Annotated in this window: 13 protein-coding genes; 7 read left to right on the top strand and 6 right to left on the bottom strand. The window is 36.6% G+C overall.

Features of this window, described 5'->3' with window-relative positions; all coding sequences use genetic code 11:
- The first annotated feature begins 33 nt into the window (after positions 1-33).
- The 4 genes from AQF98_RS04710 (at position 34) to AQF98_RS04695 (ending at position 9238) form a co-directional block, all read left to right on the top strand.
- Entirely contained in the window at positions 34-2427 is a 2394-nt protein-coding gene (locus AQF98_RS04710; RefSeq protein WP_055130775.1) for an ABC transporter permease, read from the top strand.
- Positions 2428-2505: 78 nt separating this feature from the next.
- Positions 2506-4923 (top strand): FtsX-like permease family protein, encoded by a 2418-nt coding sequence (locus tag AQF98_RS04705; RefSeq protein ID WP_055130774.1) that lies wholly within the window; start codon positions 2506-2508, stop codon positions 4921-4923.
- 79 nt (positions 4924-5002) lie between these two features.
- On the top strand, positions 5003-7477 hold the full coding sequence (locus tag AQF98_RS04700; protein ID WP_055130773.1) for an ABC transporter permease: 2475 nt from the start codon (positions 5003-5005) through the stop codon (positions 7475-7477).
- A 690-nt stretch (positions 7478-8167) separates the two neighbouring features.
- Positions 8168-9238, top strand: coding sequence for a gliding motility-associated C-terminal domain-containing protein (locus AQF98_RS04695; RefSeq protein ID WP_055130772.1), 1071 nt, complete (start codon positions 8168-8170; stop codon positions 9236-9238).
- Positions 9239-9438: 200 nt separating this feature from the next.
- Here the strand turns inward: AQF98_RS04695 and AQF98_RS04690 are convergent, their stop codons facing one another.
- From AQF98_RS04690 to AQF98_RS04675, 4 genes are all read right to left on the bottom strand, one after another.
- Entirely contained in the window at positions 9439-11085 is a 1647-nt protein-coding gene (locus tag AQF98_RS04690; protein ID WP_055130771.1) for a hypothetical protein, read from the bottom strand.
- 11 nt (positions 11086-11096) lie between these two features.
- On the bottom strand, positions 11097-11771 hold the full coding sequence (locus AQF98_RS04685) for a hypothetical protein (RefSeq protein WP_055130770.1): 675 nt from the start codon (positions 11769-11771) through the stop codon (positions 11097-11099).
- Positions 11772-11942: 171 nt separating this feature from the next.
- Positions 11943-12632: a response regulator transcription factor gene (locus AQF98_RS04680; protein WP_200911841.1), complete on the bottom strand. Its 690-nt coding sequence runs from the start codon at positions 12630-12632 to the stop codon at positions 11943-11945.
- Between the two features lie 64 nt (positions 12633-12696).
- On the bottom strand, positions 12697-14541 hold the full coding sequence (locus tag AQF98_RS04675; protein WP_152969634.1) for an ATP-binding protein: 1845 nt from the start codon (positions 14539-14541) through the stop codon (positions 12697-12699).
- 167 nt (positions 14542-14708) lie between these two features.
- Here AQF98_RS04675 and AQF98_RS04670 point away from each other — a divergent pair, with 167 nt between their 5' ends.
- Together AQF98_RS04670 and AQF98_RS04665 are read left to right on the top strand one after the other, a co-directional pair.
- Positions 14709-15113, top strand: a complete 405-nt coding sequence (locus tag AQF98_RS04670) for an EVE domain-containing protein (protein WP_055130768.1) — start codon at positions 14709-14711, stop codon at positions 15111-15113.
- The gene (locus tag AQF98_RS04665; RefSeq protein WP_055130767.1) at positions 15114-15617 is read left to right on the top strand and encodes a hypothetical protein; all 504 of its coding nucleotides are present in this window, start codon (positions 15114-15116) and stop codon (positions 15615-15617) included.
- A 3-nt stretch (positions 15618-15620) separates the two neighbouring features.
- Here the strand turns inward: AQF98_RS04665 and AQF98_RS04660 are convergent, their stop codons facing one another.
- The gene (locus AQF98_RS04660) at positions 15621-16811 is read right to left on the bottom strand and encodes a cation:proton antiporter (protein ID WP_055130766.1); all 1191 of its coding nucleotides are present in this window, start codon (positions 16809-16811) and stop codon (positions 15621-15623) included.
- 31 nt (positions 16812-16842) lie between these two features.
- A complete protein-coding gene (locus tag AQF98_RS04655; protein WP_055130765.1) occupies positions 16843-17364 on the bottom strand; it encodes an acyl-CoA thioesterase in 522 nt (173 codons plus the stop codon).
- 135 nt (positions 17365-17499) lie between these two features.
- Between AQF98_RS04655 and AQF98_RS04650 the strand changes: the two genes are divergently transcribed.
- Positions 17500-18975 carry an alpha-amylase gene (locus AQF98_RS04650; RefSeq protein ID WP_055130764.1) on the top strand — a complete coding sequence of 492 codons (1476 nt, stop codon included), beginning with the start codon at positions 17500-17502 and terminating at the stop codon, positions 18973-18975.
- Positions 18976-19006: the final 31 nt, after the last annotated feature.

Genomic DNA, 19006 nt, shown 5'->3' with positions numbered 1-19006 from the left:
AACGCTAACAATTGATACTTAAACAATAGGCCAATGTTTAAACTTAACCTAAAAATTGTACTAAGAAATATCTGGAGACATAAATTAACAACAGCCATAAAGTTGGTTGGTTTAATTATTGGTTTAAGCACCGTTGTGGTATTGATAGCTTATGTGATGTTTGAACTCTCTTTTGATCGCTATGCTCAAAATGCCATGCAGATCTACCGTTTACAATCTATTGAAGCAAAAAGTCAAAAAGAAAATATACAACTGCCGTCTGGTTTGGCCGAAATGCTATTGAGAGAAATACCAGAGATCGAAAAAACGACAAATTTATTTACCTATAACGAACAGATAAAAGTTGGCAATACTCTTTTTAAGAGAGAGTTGTTAACTACAGACCCTGTTTTTTTTGAGATGTTTAGCATCCCATTAATTGCTGGAGATTTAAAATCTGTACTAAAGCAGCCCAATACTATTGTTGTTTCAGCAACATTTGCCAAAACTGCATTTCCAAAGGGTAATGCGCTTGGGCAAAGTATATTACTTGAAAATGATAAGAAACCTTTTCAAGTTGTAGGGATTATGAAAGATGTACCCAAGGCTTCACATTTTAATGCAGACCTTGTTATAAAGTCTGATTTGAAAAAAGAATTGAACTGGCGGGCCTATTCTTCGGTTCCACAGTATATTCAGATCAAAAAGGGTACATCCGTTGAATTTGTACAACAAAAATTAAAATCGCTCTATAAAAAATATCAATTTCCAGAAGGAGTCTCGATCAAGCTGATGCCTCTGACCAAGATCCACCTATATTCTCATACAACAAGAGAATTAGCAGCCAATGGCGACATCAAGTATGTATATATCTTTTCTATTGTTGCTTTTTTTATCCTTTTAATCGCCATAGTCAATTTTATCAACTTAACGGTAGCAGCTTCATTAAAAAGAGGTAAAGAGATTGGGATCAAAAAAGTAATGGGAGCCTCTGTTGGACAATTGAGGATACAATTTTTAAGCGAAAGTTACCTGTATTTCTTGCTGGCAACTGTTTTGGTTTTAATATTAACTTATGATTTGATACCAGTTATCGGTTCAAAAATAGGAATTGCCATTTCTTTAGCAGATATGGTTAATGTAAAAACAATTTGGATATCTATAGGTGTAATTATCATATCTGGATTTGTAGCAGGCTTATATCCAGCCATTATTCTTTCTAAATTAATGCCTGTTAAAACCTTAAAGGGATATACCGGGCATACTTCTGGCAGATTTGGTTTTAAGAAAATCTTAATGGTTTTTCAATTTTCTATTTCGGCCTTTTTAATCGTTTGTACATTAATTATCTACGCACAACTGAAGTTTATTAAAACCAAAAACTTGGGTTTTGATAAAAACCAGCTAATGGTATCTTCTTATAGGCGGTTTGGCAATAATTTTACTGCTTTTAAAGCAGAACTGCTCCAAAATAAAGAGATTAAATCTGTAAGCCTTTCTTCTTTTGATCCGGGCAAGACTTTTGGTGGCTCCTCTTCATGGACGAATGACAATGATACCACCAATTATACTGCGGATTTTATTGACGCTGATTTCGATTTCATCAAAACTTTAGACATTAAAACCCTAAAAGGGAGAGTGTTTTCTGAAAAATATGGTAGTGATGTTTTTGATTATTACAAAGCTGCAGAAAACCTTTCTGGAGAAGAGGCAAGAAAATTGACCGATCAAAAGCCTATTCTGTTAAATGAGGCAGCGGTTAAAGCATTTAATTTAAAAAGACCAATTGATACTATTTTAAGTTATGGAGGTTTACAAGGAAAGGTAATAGGAGTAGTGAGCAATTTTAACGGCATGTCTTTGCATACCGAAGTAAAACCTGTGGCTATTCAAGTTAGTTTGAACCCAACATCTGGATATCTTTACATCAAGACCAATACAGAAGATTTGGTGGCCACTAAGGCAAAAATAGAAGAGATATGGAAAAAACACTTTCCAGAAATTTTACCTGACCTTCAGTTTATGGATGAGCATTTGCAACAACTGTATATGGCCGAGTTGCGTTTGGGTTCTATCTTTATTTCTTTTGCAGCAATTGCGATATTCTTATGTTGTATTGGCTTGTTTGGAATGGTCTACTTTGATCTAGAGCAAAGAACAAAAGAAATAGCTGTGCGTAAAATTCTAGGGGCTTCTGTAAAAGATTTATTGACTTTGTTAAATAGTGGCTTTATGAAGGCGGTACTTCTGGCAAACCTGATCATCTGGCCAATAGCTTACTACCTAACCAAAGAATGGTTAAATAGCTTCTACTATAGGATAGAAATTTCTTATGTCCCATTTGTTGCAGCCCTTATGCTTTGTATTATACTTACACTTTTAACAGTTTCACTTCAAGCCATTAGAACAGTAAAAAAATCTCCGGTAGATGCTTTAAAATACGAATAATTGCTTAAAGGTTTAAGGTAAAAGGCGTAAGGTTGATACGCCCAAACCCCAAACCTTATGCCTTAAACCCTATACCTTATGTTCAGATTAAACTTTAAAATCGCATTGCGTAACCTGTTTAAGAACAAAGTTTATGCAGCCATTAACATTGGAGGCCTTGCAATTGGGCTAACTGCTTTTGTGTTATTGCTTTTATTTATCAATCACGAGGCTAACTACGATAAATGGAGCTCAGAACTAGACAAAGTGTATGAGCTTAGAGAAAGGCACGATTTTTTTACGCCAGACAATAAACAATATTGGCAGGACAATGGAGATTCGAGAATTGCTAACCTAGTAAAGGAAAAAGTACCCCAATTTAAATATGTAACCAAAATTGATAAAGGCTGGGGTAGTGGACGTGCCATTAAAGTGGCCAATGCAGACCCAATCATAGTACAAGAAATTAAAGATGCCGATTCTTTATTCTTTAAAGTATTTCCCTATCAATTTATACAAGGAGACCGATTAACAGCCATTAATGCCCCCAACACCATTGTGCTTAAACAGAGTTTAGCCATGCGGCTTTTTGGAACTGATAAGGTATTGGGTAAGCAAATTAAAATTGTAGTGTGGCAAAGTGATGAGGGAACTACCATGACGGTTACTGGTGTGGTGGCAGACCCACCAACTGCAGAAAGTGTAGTTTTTAATGCAATTACCCATAGTGGAAGAAGAGAAGCGGATCCTGAGCAGGTAGGTAGTTCTAACTATTGTCAGTTTTATGCCCTAGCCAATGAAACGTTAGACACTTCAGCAATTAATCAAACCTTACAAAAAGTATATGTAGATTTTAAAAAGGCCTCATTTGTTCAGCGAAAAATATCTTTTAACGATTTTTATAAAAATGGAAAAACACCTGGACTAAAAGCTGTTCCACTTCAAGAAGTGCATGCAAAACCAGCATTAGGTACAAATTGGTTAACCAAGATCAAACCCATTATTGCACTTTCTATTTTCTTGCTTTTGGTATCGATCATCAACTTTGTGAATTTAGCTACCGCACAATCTGTACAAAGAGCCAAAGAAGTAGGGGTTAAAAAAGTACTGGGAGCTTATAAAAAACAGTTGGTAGTTCAATTTTTGTTAGAATCGGCCATACAAAGTTTAGTGGCTTTATTTATCAGCGTTATCTTGGTTGAGGTTTTATTACCCACTTTTGGCAATCAGTTCGATGTACAATTGAGTTTTTGGCACAGTGAACAATTGGCCAGTATGTTATTGCAATTGTTTGGTGTATTTGTATTGATTACACTTTTGGCCGGATTTTACCCAGCTTGGATTTTGTCGAAATACAATCCAGTTAAAGTACTTAAAGGCAATTACGAAAGTGGATTTAGTGGAGTTGCCCTAAGAAATGGATTAGTTGTAGTTCAGTTTATCATCGCTGTAACCTTTATCATTGGCATAGGGGTAATCTATAAACAAACAGATTATGTAGCCAATAAAGACCTTGGGTTTAATAGAGATAAACTAATCAATATTGCTACGAATTATGAAGATACATTTGCCGAAAGAATTAAACGCATACCTGGGGTAAAATATGTAGCTACAACTACTCAGGTAATGGGCAATGCTTTTAATGTGCCTGAAGAGATCAGGTATAATAATCAAGATTTTCAGTTCAATACGGTTACGGTAACCATGGATGCCCTACCTGCATTAGGGGTACAGGTGGTGAGTGGTAGAATTTTTGCTCCAGAGTATAAGCAAGATACCGTTAACACCGTAGTATTAAATGAAACTGCAGCTAAATTATTGGGCAAAAATGTAATAGGAAAACAATATGATGTGCTTGATACCAAAGAAAAATATACTTTTCAGATTGTAGGTGTAATTAAAGATTACCACAACGAAGGTTTTGACAAAGCAGTTTTGCCTACCATTTATAAGGTTACCCGATTAGGAGGTACCTCAAATACCAATAACTTATTGGTACGTTTTGATAGCGAGAATTATAAGCCTGTAATTAAATCGATAGAAGCCGAATGGAAAAAATTGTATCCAAACTTTCCGATAAAATATACGTCAGTAGAAGATTCATTTAAAGAACAACTCAAGTCAACGAATAGATTGATGCAGCTGGTTATTTTATTTAGCATTATTTCGGTTGTATTGTCACTATTGGGTTTGTTTGCCCTATCAACTTTCATGGCCAAGCGGAGAACAAAAGAAATTGCCATCAGAAAAATTTTGGGGGCTTCAGATTTCCAGATCATCAACATGTTAAATCGATCTTTTTTGATCTTGGTACTGGCTGCCAATTTAATCAGTTGGCCAATTGCTTTTATCTTAACCAAAAACTGGTTATCGGGTTTTGCTTACCGCATTGATATGCCGATATGGCCATTTTTGATAGCTACCTTAACTTCAGTAATGATTGCTTTATTTACCGTGAGCCTACAAGCCAGAAAAGCGGCCGTTAATAATCCAGTAGATGCGTTGAAATACGAATAAAGGTGTAAGGTAAAAGGTATAAGGCGTATGGTTATGCGCTAAACCTAACCTTACACCCTAAGCCTTAAACCTTATACCTATGTTTAGATTAAACTTAAAAATTGCTTGGCGAAATCTTTGGAAAAACAAGATATATGTAAGCTTAAATATATTTGGGTTGGCCGCTGGTTTGGCTGGTTTTGTAATAATATTACTCTATATTAATTACGAAACAAATTTTGATAAATGGGATCCTGAACTAAAGAATGTATATCGTGTGGGTACACACCTCGTTATTAACGATGCAGAAAAGAAAGAAGAAGCGGTAAAAGGAAGTTTCGCCAAGGTCATTACCACTAATTTTAGCGAAGTAGAAGCTATTTCTTTTGGACTTTGGGCTGGAAAAGGTCCAATAAGAAATTACGATTATAACGGTAAAAAATTTGAAACCGCTTTTACTATTGCAGTTACCACAAATAATTTTCTAAAAACCTATCCACTTAAAGCGGTAGAAGGTAGCTTTGAAGAAGTATATAAGACCCCAAAATCTTATGCCATTAGTTTATCACAGGCTAAAAGGATCTTTGGAAACGAGAGTCCCATCAATAAGGTGATTACCATGAATGATGGTAATTTTAATGAGAAGATGCTGATTAAAGCGGTTTGGGATGATGTCCAATACCCCTCAGTTTTTGCCTTAGATTTAATTGGCGGAGAGCAGTTTAATGAAGCTGATGATGCTGAATTTCCTTTTCGATATTTTAATGTGCTGATTAAATTTAGACCTGGGACCGATGTAGAGGCGTTGACACCAAAAATTAATGCAGCTTTCCTACAAGAAGAAGCAAAAAGATCAGTAAGAAATAGCAGTCCAAATTTTAAATTAAGTACCACAGAGGCGCTAGCTATTTTAAAAAAGAATGAAGGCATTACAACACATGAACTTATTATTGAGCCAATTTCTGACCTAAACATAAATTCTTATTTTTTGAAAGATCCAAAGCAAAATACAATTTATGTTTTAACAGCCTTAGCCAGCTTTTTGATCATTATCTCATGTGTAAATTTTACCAATTTAGCAATTGTTCAAGCTACAGGAAGAGCAAAAGAAGTAGGTATTAAAAAAGTATTGGGTGCATTTAGATTTAATTTGGCCAAACAATTTTTAGCAGAAACAGCTATACAGTGTATAATCGCATTCTTTTTTTCTTTAGTATTGGTAGAGTTGCTTTTGCCAATATTTAACAATTTATTAAGCACCCAATTGAGCTTATTTAATAGCAATGAGTTTTTTAAAATGCTTAGCCAAGCCTTGTGTATTGTTGTGCTTGTGATTATAATTTCTGGTATTTATCCTGCCATAATATTATCAGGTTTTATGCCTATTAAAGTACTTAAAGGTAATTTTTATACCAATATTGAAGTAGGAAGGGTGAGAAAGTGGTTGATGGTAATGCAATTTACGATCTCTGGTGCTTTGGTAATTTGTTTTTTAGTGATGAATGCACAGCTCAATTACATGAAAAATAAAGATATGGGTATGCAGATGGACCAAGTGGTTGCTTTAAGTGTGCGGAAATTTGACAATAGAAGACTTAATCCTGAACAATTTCAACATATTAAAAATAGGCTTTTACAAATCAATGGAGTGAAAATGTTGGCCAGAGCAACCGATGGTCTAATAGGGGAGGGTATTTGGCAAAAAGACTATACCTATAATGGTGTTAAAACGCAGTTTATTGCTCGATATACCGATTTGGATTATTTTAAATTAATAAATGCAAAGCTTATTGCAGGAAGAGATTTTTCTAAATCACTTTATGCAACTGATACGATTGATAATGCCATTGTGAATGAAACCGTAGTGAACACACTAGGTTTAAAGAATGGTGGTATAGGCCAATATTTAAGTTACGACAATGATGGAAATAAACAGAAGATAAAAATTATCGGTGTTGTAAAAAATATTCAATCTGAAGGATTTGAAAAACAGATTAAACCGACTATTTACCTTGCCGGAAATTTTACTACAATTTGGAGAAGTAGGATTTTGTTGAGCCTAGAACCCCAAAATGTTTCTAATACTATGAGACAAATTACTGCCTTATGGAAGGAAATAGAGCCTGAACAAACACCAATCCTTAAATTCGAAAGTGAAAAGTTTGCGAATCTGTTTGTAGGATATGAAAGAATGGGTAAAATAATGCTTTCGTTCAGTATCATTACGCTTTTGATTTCTTTTTTAGGCTTGTTAACATTAGCCGCATTCAATGCGAAAATTAGAATTAAAGAAATTGCGATTAGGAGAATTTTAGGTGCATCTACCCAAGCGATTTTGGGATTACTAAATAAGGATTTGATTAAATTGGTTTTGATGGCTAATATTCTGGCAGATGTGTTTGCTTACCTGTACATTCAAAATTGGTTTACAACATTTGCCTATAGAATTAATTTGCCAATTGGTTTATTTATAATGGTTAATATAGTTACCATCGTATTTACACTATTTATTGTAAGTATACAAAGCCTAAGTGCAGTTAAAGCAAATCCGGTTAAGGCGCTAAAATACGAGTAAAAATTTAGGTTGGAGTAGAGAAGTCTGAAGTCTATAGTCTAGCGTAAGGAGTCGAGAGTCCTGAAGAGGGAGTTGGGAATATTCAGTTCATCGTTTTTAGTTGTCAATTACCAACGATAAATCAACTAATGACCAATGAATCAACAACAAATGTCAGTCTGAACTTATCGAAGACAATGAATAAAGGAGTTATAAGTATTCAGTTTGGAGTTACCATTGACTAATGAACCAATAAACTACCTAACTAATTATTTTGGTTGCTTACCATCAGCGATGCGTCAAGTACATCTAGGTGTGCTGTTGATCAACCTACTAGAGCTTGTATATCCCTTCTTTCAAAAGCCAAAGAAGTTTCTTGAGTACATCACGTGGATCAGTTGCGACAAATTGATATCGATTTGGATCGTTATGCATATATCCTTTTGATGAAATGGAACATTTCGATTTCAAAAAAATATTGGATTTATTAATTTAATTAGCTGATAATTAGTTGTTTAAAAACAAATTATGGAAATAATTTATTAACTAATAAAATAGTTGTAGCTTTAAGTAAGCGCATAGAAAAAAACTGTAACTAGTATTGACAGCAGCTATACCCCAGGTGCTATCGGTTTTGAGAGATAATTCAAAGCGCTGTTAGGGAAAGACTTATTGCAAAAACAGAAGAAATCAAACCATAAAATATAAAAAATGAAAATCAACATGTTGAACAGAAAAAGAACTACTGTCTGGGCCAGCCTCAGGTGGTTAGTGGCACTGCCACTAGGTGGCATAATGTTGACTACCTCTACAATGGCGTTTGCCAAAAATGATGGTGATGTAGTACTGTATACTAAGAAAATGACAGTTCTCAAAGCCGATTTTCAGGAAGCCCAACAGGGATCACTACCTGTAAAAAAAGACAGAACTGAAGCTGCAAAGAAACCGATGAAAAAAAGTTTCTTTCCCGTGTTGGTAACCGAACACCAGAATGGTAAAACCCACAGTGTGGAGAAAAGATATATCTTAGTTAATGGGAAAAAAGTATCAGACTTGAGTACTTTCTATGGCGTAACCAATGCTCAAAAAGTATTGCACCTCAATGCCGAAGTAGCGACAAGAAAATATGGGAAAGAGGCTGGATTTGGAGCGGTAGAGATTACTGGTAACAATATCAATTGGTTAAAGGAACCGAATACATCCAAAAAAGAACAGGTATTGTTTCCACCACCCATAGCGAAATCTGTCGCTCAGACCAGATTTCAGCCTAGGAACGGATATAAATACGATGGAGAAAAATATATTCCTGTTGAAGTTGATAAAAGATACATTGTGATCAATGGTGAAGCAGTGAAGGATAATGCTACTTTCTATGGAGTTATCAACGCAGAAAGTGTAACGATTTTGAGTAAGGATCAAGCCAGTAAGATTTATGGAAAGGAAATAGGTAGAAATGGAGCTGTGGAAATCAAAGGTGCTGATCTCAAGTATTCACCTCCCATTGGCCCACCTCCATTTTATGGAAAACTTACTTTGGACAGGACCAAGGGCGACCTACTGAAGATTCCTGATTCTGAAGCAGAGCTCAAAACCCTAACCATTTATAATAGTAAGCATGTTATTGTTTATAACAATGTAGATTATCGTGACGATTGGAAAGCTGAAACCGGGAACTATAAGGAGTTTGATGCAAAAAAATTGGCTGCAGGTACCTATACTTATTTCATGAAGATCGATGGGAGGCCTACGGAAAATAAAAGGGGGCAGATTATTATCAATTAGCACATCAAAGAAATGGATAACCTGAGGTGATTTTTATGACATAAATGATTACGCTGTTAAGGCTAATCCGGTTAATACATTAAAATACGAATAAAGTAATTATTACTTAGAAGCATCAATAGCAAAAAAGCCGAACAAACGCAATGTTAAGATAGCGTTTGTTCGGCTTTTGAATTACACTTCAACTTTTTGTATTCGTTTTAATTACAGTCTTTATTGATCAACCCAATCAATTTTAAAGTGTTAGTTTCATCATTATAAGCAATCGCTCCAGTAAAATTAGGTGCTGGAATCATTGGCACACTATTCTTGGTTGCTGTAAATTTTTGGGTGTAGCTTTTTCCATCTATGGCTACTGTAACATCATAAGTTACCCCATTTGTAAGCACACCTCTGGCTTTACCATTTACCAAGGTAAATACCATAGCCTCATCTGCAGGTGCGCCTTCTGGCTTAATAGTGATCATTGCATTTACACCTGTACGTAAATCTTTATTATTGCATTTGAACATCAAATCGATAGTTGCATTGATCTGATTTGTAGGAGGGGCTGGGAACGTGAATGTAATTTTCTGATCACATAGACCTAAATAAACCTCACTGGTCAGAGTTTGGTACAATGGAGACCCTTCAGTAGGTAGCGGCGTCGCAGTTAAATCTTGAACAGTAAACCTCATTACTTTCACTTGAAAGGTTTTGGTTTTTTCCCCTACTGCTAAACTCATGTCGCTGTTGCTAACAAGTGGACTAATTCTAAAATATTGAGCTACATCGGCATTAGCTCTGTTAATGGTGATTTGTGCATTGCAACTATTTGGTATTGCACCAGGTACAATGCGGGTTGAGTTGCCAAAAAGAAAAGCTGATAAGTGGGTGATTTGTGTTCTAGCCACTAATTTACCAGCTGTATTTTTTACAATTCTTCCATTACTTTCATTTTTCCACTGTCCTGTTTCTTGGTTCAAGCTCCAAACCTCAATGCTCTCATTCTCTTGGATAGGCTGGTTAGTACTTGGATTAACCATATTGCTGTTTACTTCTATATCAAGATTAACCGGTTTGGTAAAGCTTTTTACTTCTTTTGTGCCTGCAAACATATCTATCGTAGCTACTCCTGCCGTGAAAAAATACACACCTTCAGCTATAGGCTGTCCGTTTGCACCAATCACGTTTTTGGCAATATTTCCTCCAGTTGCAATAGGAGATTTTCCGTTGGTTGCTGTACCAGTATATACAATACGGGCTTCCAGTTGTGAACCAACTATTGGCTGGCCAGCTGCATCTAAAAAGCCCGTTCCAGAAGCGATAGTAATTTCTGCTTTTTGGCTCAGGTCTGCATTTGTAGCAGTGGTAAAGGCCAGTTCGCTATTGGCAGTTCCGTTACTGATGGCTTTGGTAGCAACTATTGTTCCGCTGCCAATTGCCGGATTGGTATATTGTATCATGGCTACCTTATATAACATCGGATCGGTAGCACTGGTAATCTCTACATCCTGAAAAGTAGGGGCAAAGCCTGTTGTATTTATAATTAACGTAAACTTAACTGGGTTGTTTGGTGTAGGGTTGGCAGCTCGATCTAACATCAGGTTTAAAAGGCTACTACTTGCCTTAAATACTTTCCCCCCAGAAGGTGTACGTACCAGATCGGCATTTTGGCCCTTGATTTCTACGGTAAAATCTTTGGGTTCTTCGCCACCCTTTTTAGCATTTACAAATTGAAAGAGCATGGGCGATTTAAAGATATCGGTGTTTACAGTAACATTGATATCTCTTGCAGGGTTTTTACACCCATTCAACAGGATGATCATAACCGTTAATGCTATAGCTGTTTTTTTGAATAATTTCATTGGGTGTATGGTTAGAATTTAAAATTAAAGTTCAACTGAGCTACCGGTAAAAAACGGTAGGATTTCATGTTGTTTTGAATAATTATTGCATTAGAATCGTTATTGGTAAGCAATTTGGTACCTATAGCGGTAACCTTTGGTGTAGAAATATAATAGGCGCCCAGGTCAACGTTAACATTGAATCTGTTCTTTGGAATGCCCCTACCTATACCTACACCTAAGTAAGGTGCTACGGTAGCCCAATTCATTTGAAATTCTAACGAGCCAATTTCCTGTGGTGTCAATGTAATTCCTTCAAAAGAGTAGGCGTCTTTTGGTTCGAAATAGACAGCCATCCTTGCATTCGGAAGGTAGGCTGCACCAGCTACCACGCGGATGAATTTTTGGGGCATCAGTTCTGCTAGGGCATGTATGGTACCAAGCTTGCCAGATAACCTGTTCTTGGAGTTAAATGCACCAACAGCTAGTTTGTCATTAATTCCTGCCTGAGCATAGCTGCCTCCAAATCTAAGGGCAATATTTTTGTTCAAGACATATCTGAAATTGGCGCCTATGCCTTGGCTGCCAGCCAGAACCTGTATAGACATTTGCCTGTTCTTGGTTTTAATGCTATCGGCAACTTGAGCAAAAGCTGTAGTGGCCTGTAATACCATTAGCAAAAGAATGAAATTGATTGTTTTTTTCATGGGGATGAAATAATTGGTTTATCAATTGCAAAAAAGAAATAAATACAGTTAGCCAGCAATAGCTAATACTAGCTATTGCTGAGCGTATAATGTTTTCAGAAATTGCACCGATCCGTCATCGACCAGGTGGCATGCTTTGGTAAATGGTAATTGAACCTTTTCTGTAGGGGTTTAAAAAGGATTGATCAGCCGTTGTTGTATGGCCAAACGAACGGCCTCGGTAGCGCTGTTTACATGTAGCTTCTCATATATCTTTTTGATATGATTGCAGACTGTAAAATAAGAAATGTTGCTCTTGTCGGCAATCATTTTATAGCTGTGCCCATCAACAAGCAGCTTAAGAATACTCTTTTCGCGTTCGCTCAAACTATAGTCTGTAGTGCTGGGCTCGTCTCTAAAAAACTGCAGTACCTTAATGGCAACCGTGCTCGTCATTGGAGCTCCACCTTCCAGTGCTTCACGGAGCTGTGCCAATAGTTTCTCGGGAGGAGTTGTTTTTAAAATGTAGCCATTTGCCCCAGCTTTTATGGCTTCGAAAATATTTTGGTTATCGTCTAAAACAGTCTGTATAATAATAGGTAGATGAGGAAAATGTACCTTAATTTCTCGAGTACCCATAATGCCATTGGCCTTGGGCATATCCATGTCCATCAGTACCATATCTGGGTTGGTTAGTCTAATCTGTTCAGCAGCATTAATGGCATTCTCAAAAGTAGCTACACATTCCATATCGTGACACATGTTCAGTAACATCGAAAGGCTGTCCCTTCGGCTAGGGTCATCATCAAATATGATTATTCGTTTTTTTACGCTGTCTGCCATTAAGGTATCTGGTAAGCAATTGACTGCGGCACTGATCATTGCTTTTTTAAGGGTGTTTAACAGACAAAATTAGTATTATTGAAACGTTACACAATAGCTAATGTTAGCTATTCTTGCTAAGGGTAAAGTTAAGTGTAAGCCTTGTTCCTTGCTGTTGTTTACTGATAATTGCTAAGGTTCCATTCATTTCATCAGCCCTGTGCTGCATATTCTGTAGCCCATTTCCCTGATGTTGTGTTGCTATTTCAAATCCTATTCCATTATCCGAAATTTCCATTCCAAACCGATCATTACTGCCGGTTAATGTAACCGTTATTTGTTTACAAGCACTATATTTTACTGCATTGTTAATGGCTTCCTTATAAATCAGGTAAAGGTTTCTGCGGGCCGACATTTCTACGACCAGTTTGATGACCTCCTCCTCAAAATTAAATACAAAGGCTATCCCGGCATGCTCTGTCATGTCGGCGCCAAAAGCACGCATACGGGCCACTACTTGTGCCATCTGGTCCATATGTGGGTTTACACTCCAAATAATGTCACTTACACTCTCTTGTACATGTTGGGCATTCTGTTTAATCTTTTCTAGAATGAGTTGTTGTGCTGCTGTTTGGGGTTGCATCAATAAAGAATGCGTGTATAACGATATACTGCTAAGCGTACTGCCAATATCATCGTGCATATCTGCACTAAGTTGTTGTCTAAGCGCTAATAAACGATTAAGTTCTTCAATATGTTTTTTGTTTTTCTCTAAACGGCTTCTGTAGCCTCTCACTATCAAAATACCCATTGCTGTAAGTATTAAAATAATGGATACTGCCCAAAGCCGAATTTGCGAGACCTTTCTATAGTTTTCGAGCTTGCTTTTTTCTTCAGTCAATTTTTCCATGTCTGTACGTTGCTGTACACGCATTACGAGTAGGTTATTGAAAATAGAATCGTTACGTTTAATGGCGTTTATTGCAGAATCTCGGTAGGCAATTGCTAATGGAAGATGACCTCGAAGCTGGTAATACTTGCTGCGTATAGGGAAAAACCGTTCGAGTCTTTCAGTTTGTCCGCTCTGAGCAATATAGGTTCTCGCCATGGTAAGCAGGCTATCTGCAGGTTTCCATTTTTGTTCAGAAAGATAGATGTCTGCCAATGGAATTGCTGCCCCAACGGCCAAACCTTTATCATCTATACGTAGTGCTCCTTTTAAATCGGCAGTTAACAGTGGCTTGGCCAATTGGAATTTTTGCTGACTATAATAGCTATTACCGATATTGCCCAAAGATATGGTACGGTAAATGTCTGGTTTTTTTCTTTGAATAGCCTCTGCTACTGCTTTTTTTAGGTAGTAGATTGAGGTGTCTGCTTGAGACAGTTCCCCATAACATAAGCCAATGGTATTGTAGAAATCCCACTTGTCATTGGCATAATTTACGCCATTTTTAGCAAGTTCAACAGCCTTTTTGTAATTCTTGAATTTGTAGTAGGCCGATGCAATTTCGCTGCAGTAATCTGCATAATCGGTAATTACCTTTGGACCATAAATTTCAAGTAGCTTTTCCAGTTGGAGATAGGCATCGAAAGCCTTTTCGTAATTGATATCTCCAATAAAATAGTGGTAACCTAGTATTTGATATGCCCTGGCCTGTACATTGGGGAATGCGCTGTATTTTGCATCCACTTCATTCCTGAATTTTTCTACAAAGGGCGAATTAGGCTTCATTAATACCATAGACTTGAGCACTTCAAGAAATGCAAATAGTTCTTTATCGTGGGTTTTGTTGTATTGCTGTAAGAGCTTATGCTCGATGTCCTTTCTTTGTGTTTTATTGAAACGGTAAAGCTTGCGCAAGGAATCTTGAGCTTTGCCTTTTTGAAACTGGCTTTGAGATGGTTGTGCAGCTACACTCACACAGAAAAGGAAGCAAAAAAGGATAGAGGTGAAAATACGTTTCAAAGGATATAACTAAAATACGAATATACCAAACGAGGTTAGGATTTACTAAAGGTGTCTGCATTTTACCAATTTGATTGATAGTTGAGTACAAAAAGTAGCGTTTTAACCATCAACCATATTTCGATTATAACTTTAAATCGTAAATTCGGGCATTATAAAAATATACTATGAATTATTGGTTAGTCAAATCAGAACCTTTTAAATACAGTTGGGAGAAATTCAATAAAGATGGCCGTACCTTTTGGGATGGAGTGCGCAATTACCAGGCTAGAAATAACCTCAGAGAGATGAGAGAAGGAGACCTGGTTTTGTTTTACCACAGTAATGAGGGTAAAAATGTAGTGGGTGTAGCCAAAGTAGTTAAAGAATCTTATCAAGATCCAACTACTAGCGATCCAAATTGGGTTGTGGTAGATTTGGCACCGGTTCAACCTTTAGCAAACCCAGTTACCTTAGAGCAGATCAAGGCAGAAGAAAGCCTTAAAGATATCTCCTTGGTTAGACAAGGTCGTTTATCTGTAATGCCTTTAAAAGTGACTGAATTTGATAAAATTTTAGAAATGGGCAGCTAAATGAAAGCTTTGCTATTTACCTTTCTATTGGTGTTTTCTGGTTTGGTACTCCATGCGCAAAACGCAGATTTTGAAGTGAAAGTGGTCTCTAAAAAATACCAAAATGTAAAAGGAAAACTGCAAAAGGTATCTCCAGAGGGAATTGGAATGGTTGATTACAAAGGCAATTACCTGATCTTTAGACCAACCGAAATTGTGAAGATTAAAATTAGGAGGAGAGGATTAACCGTAGGCGAAGGTGCTGGAGCAGGAGCTACTACAGGTCTGGTCATTGGAGCAGGAATATGGTCTTTAGATAAAGAAGGCGAATCAGCCGGAGAAATGTTAAAGTTAACCGGGGTTTTAACAGCAAGTGGAGCCGCACTAGGTGCAATAACAGGTGTAATAGCTGAGATTATCAATTCAAAATTAATCCTCAACATAGATGGGAACGAAGAGAAATATCACCAGAATTATAAAAAACTGGAGCAATATATCAATCTCATCAATACTGAACGTTTTTAGCAATTACGCTGATACTGCGGTTGACTTCCCCTTTTTAGAAGTCATTAACCCAATACTCATTACTAAGCTAGAGCCTAACACTACCATAAATAAAAAGGCTGTGCTTATTTCTGGCAGTTTTAGATGCTCTGGTAAATTATAATAAAGTAATATACTAATCAAACCACGTGGTGTTACAAACGCTTCCGGTAAAACATGTTGCCTTTTAAAGATTAATAAATAGGCAAAGCGGATAATGTAAATGCTCAATAAGATTAAGAAACCATTGATCAATAAGTTTTGATTATTGAGCTCATAGATATTCATGGTAAAACCAAAAATCACAAAGAAGAATGTACGAATAATGAAGGCGCTTTCTGCCGAAAGCTGGTGCAATTGTGTCAAGTCGTTTGACAGGTTTTTATAAAGAAAGATTGTCCTAAACCAAGCATACTTAATGGTATCTGCATTGTTTAAAAATAGACCAAAAGACAAAATTAAAATGAGCGAAGACAAGTGGTAAGATTGTCCAATTGCATACACCAATATTAAAATTGAAATGATTAAAAAGAACTTGATATGATGGGAAATCTTGCCCATGATATACAGTAAAAAGATGCAAGAAATAACAGAAACGATTAATATCAGTAAGGTGGTTAAACCTAAACTTGCAAAAGAACTTGCCGAAACATGAGGGTTGGAAACGGCAAAATTAAATAAGATAATCCCTAAAATATCAGAAAAAGAACTTTCGTAAATAATAAATTCCTTACTGCTTTTCTGCAGGCCAGCTACAGAAGGAATGGCAATAGCCGAACTAATTACACTAAAAGGAATGGCGTTTACAAAACAGAGGTATAATTCTTTTCCGGTAATCTGATAAATGATGAAAGTAATTACCGAAACCGTAAGCAGTAAAATCAGTATGGCCGCAGAAAAAGCTCCCTTAATTACCTTGTTTTTCGCTTTATCGTATTTGAGCTCTAATGATCCCTCAAAAACAATTAAAATTAAACCCACAGTACCTAGAGCAGGTAAAATGCGTAAAAAATTAAAGGTATGAAGGTTTAAATTGTCAACTAACAAACGCAGTCCAATACCCAATAATAGCAGTAAAAGTACCGAAGGTAATTTCGTTTTGCTGGCAACAAGATCAAATAAGTAGGAAAATATAACTAATCCACTTAAAATAATGAGTACGGTATAGGTTGTCATAATTAAACTTTAGGCAACCAAAAGGTCGGTATTAATCTTTAAAAAATAAAGCCTTTAATTCGCTTGCATCATTAGGCTCCATTTTTCCGCCTAAAATTAACCTCAATTGTCTGCGGCGTAGGGCTCCATTAAACAATTCTATTTCTTCTTCAGTTTCTGGTTTCAGTTCAGGAACAGGTATGGTTCTGCCACTTTGGTCTACAGCAACAAAAGTGTAATAAGCTTCGTTAGATTTGGCTCGGGTTCCAGAAGGAATGTTTTCTGCCCAAACATCTAAGCGAACTTCTACAGAGGTATTAAAAGAACGAGTAACTTTGGCTTCAATGGTAATTACATCTCCCAATTTAATGGCTTGTTTAAAAGAAACATTATCTACAGATGCAGTTACCACAATTCTATTACAGTGTTTTTGAGCAGAAATTGCTGCTGCAATATCCATCCAATGTAATAATCTACCACCCATTAAATTATTTAAAGTGTTGGTGTCGTTTGGCAACACTAATTCGTTCATTACAGTGAAAGAATTTTTCGGGCTTTTAGCTTTTATACTCATAATGCTGCGAAATTAAGTAAAATTGAGAGTTTTTCGATGCTTTTATTTGATAAAACATGCTTTTAGCTAATATTAAAGTTCGTCAAACATAAAGCTGTTTTTTACGTTCTAGTATATAAAAGCCCAATTTTAGCCATGCAAAATCAAACGCTCATCCAATATTTTCATTGGTATTACAATGAAAAAGACAATCTATGGACCAAAGCAAAAAATGAGGCTGCAAATCTGGCCCAAATGGGATTTACAGGCGTGTGGTTTCCGCCAGCATATAAAGCTGCAAACGGCAAAAGTTCAATAGGCTATGATAGTTATGACTTATTTGATTTAGGCGAGTTTGATCAAAAAAATAGTGTGCCTACTAGATATGGAAGTAAATCTGAATACTTGGCCGCAATAGACGCCTTACAGAAGCAACAAATTATGGTTTTGGCAGATACCATCTTTAACCACAAAGCAGGAGCAGACGAGGTGGAAAAGGTGCCTGTTAGAAAAGTAAATAAAGAAGATAGGAACGAATTTATCTCTGATGAATTTGAAATTGAAGCATGGACGAAGTTTACTTTCCCGGGGCGGAAAGGGAAGTATTCTGATTTTATTTGGGACCACACTTGTTTTAGTGGCGTAGACTGGGCCGAAGATCTTAAAGAATCAGCAATTTATGCTATTCAAAATCAATTTGGAGAAGGATGGGAAGAGGTGCCTTCAGAAGAACTGGGCAATTACGATTACCTCATGTTTGATGATCTTGATTTTCGAAATTTAGCCATTAGAGCCGAACTGAAAAAGTGGGGGAAATGGTATTACGAAACCACTAATGTTGATGGTTTTAGGCTAGATGCAGTTAAACATATTTCGCCAGGATTTATCATCGAATGGATAGACGATATGAAAAAGAATTGCGATAGAGACTTTTTCATTATTTCGGAGAATTGGAATATAGAAAGTGTTGAAGAGCTAGAACATTACATAGAAATAACAGGTGGAAGAACCCAACTTTTCGATTCTTTATTGCACCATAATCTTTATTTGGCATCGATAGGGGGAAGAGACTACGATTTGAAGACCATATTGGACAATACTTTAGCCCATAGGAATCCAATGTTAGCGATCACTTTTGTAGATAACCACGATTCTCAGCCTTTACAGGCCTTAGAGTCGTTCATCGATTTTTGGTTTAGGCCATTGGCCTACGCAATGGTTTTATTGCGAATTCAAGGTATTCCTTGTGTGTTCTATCCAGATATTTACGGTGCAAGTTATGAAGACGATGGTCAAACAATTGAATTGCAACCCGTTCAGGAATTGCCGCAAATGCTAATTACAAGACAAAATTTGGCTTATGGAGAGCAGATTGATTACCTAGACCATCATAACTGTATTGGTTGGACTAGGGCAGGTGATGAGGAACATCCAAATTCTGGACTTGCCATATTGATGAGCAATGGTGATGAAGGTTTTAAGGAAATGGAAATCGACAAGAAATTTGCTGGTCAAATATTTATCGATGTATTAGGCAAACGAACAGAAGAAGTAACCATTGACGAAAACGGTTGCGGTGAGTTTTTTTGTGATGCGGGCAGTGTAAGTGTTTGGGTGTTAAAGATCCAATAACACAATTGAACCAATGATACCAATGACACTA

This window comes from Pedobacter sp. Hv1 (assembly GCF_001412215.1).
Classification (GTDB): domain Bacteria; phylum Bacteroidota; class Bacteroidia; order Sphingobacteriales; family Sphingobacteriaceae; genus Pedobacter.
The sequence above is the reverse complement of the archived record's forward strand: the minus strand, read 5'-3'. Positions and strand labels throughout refer to the sequence as shown.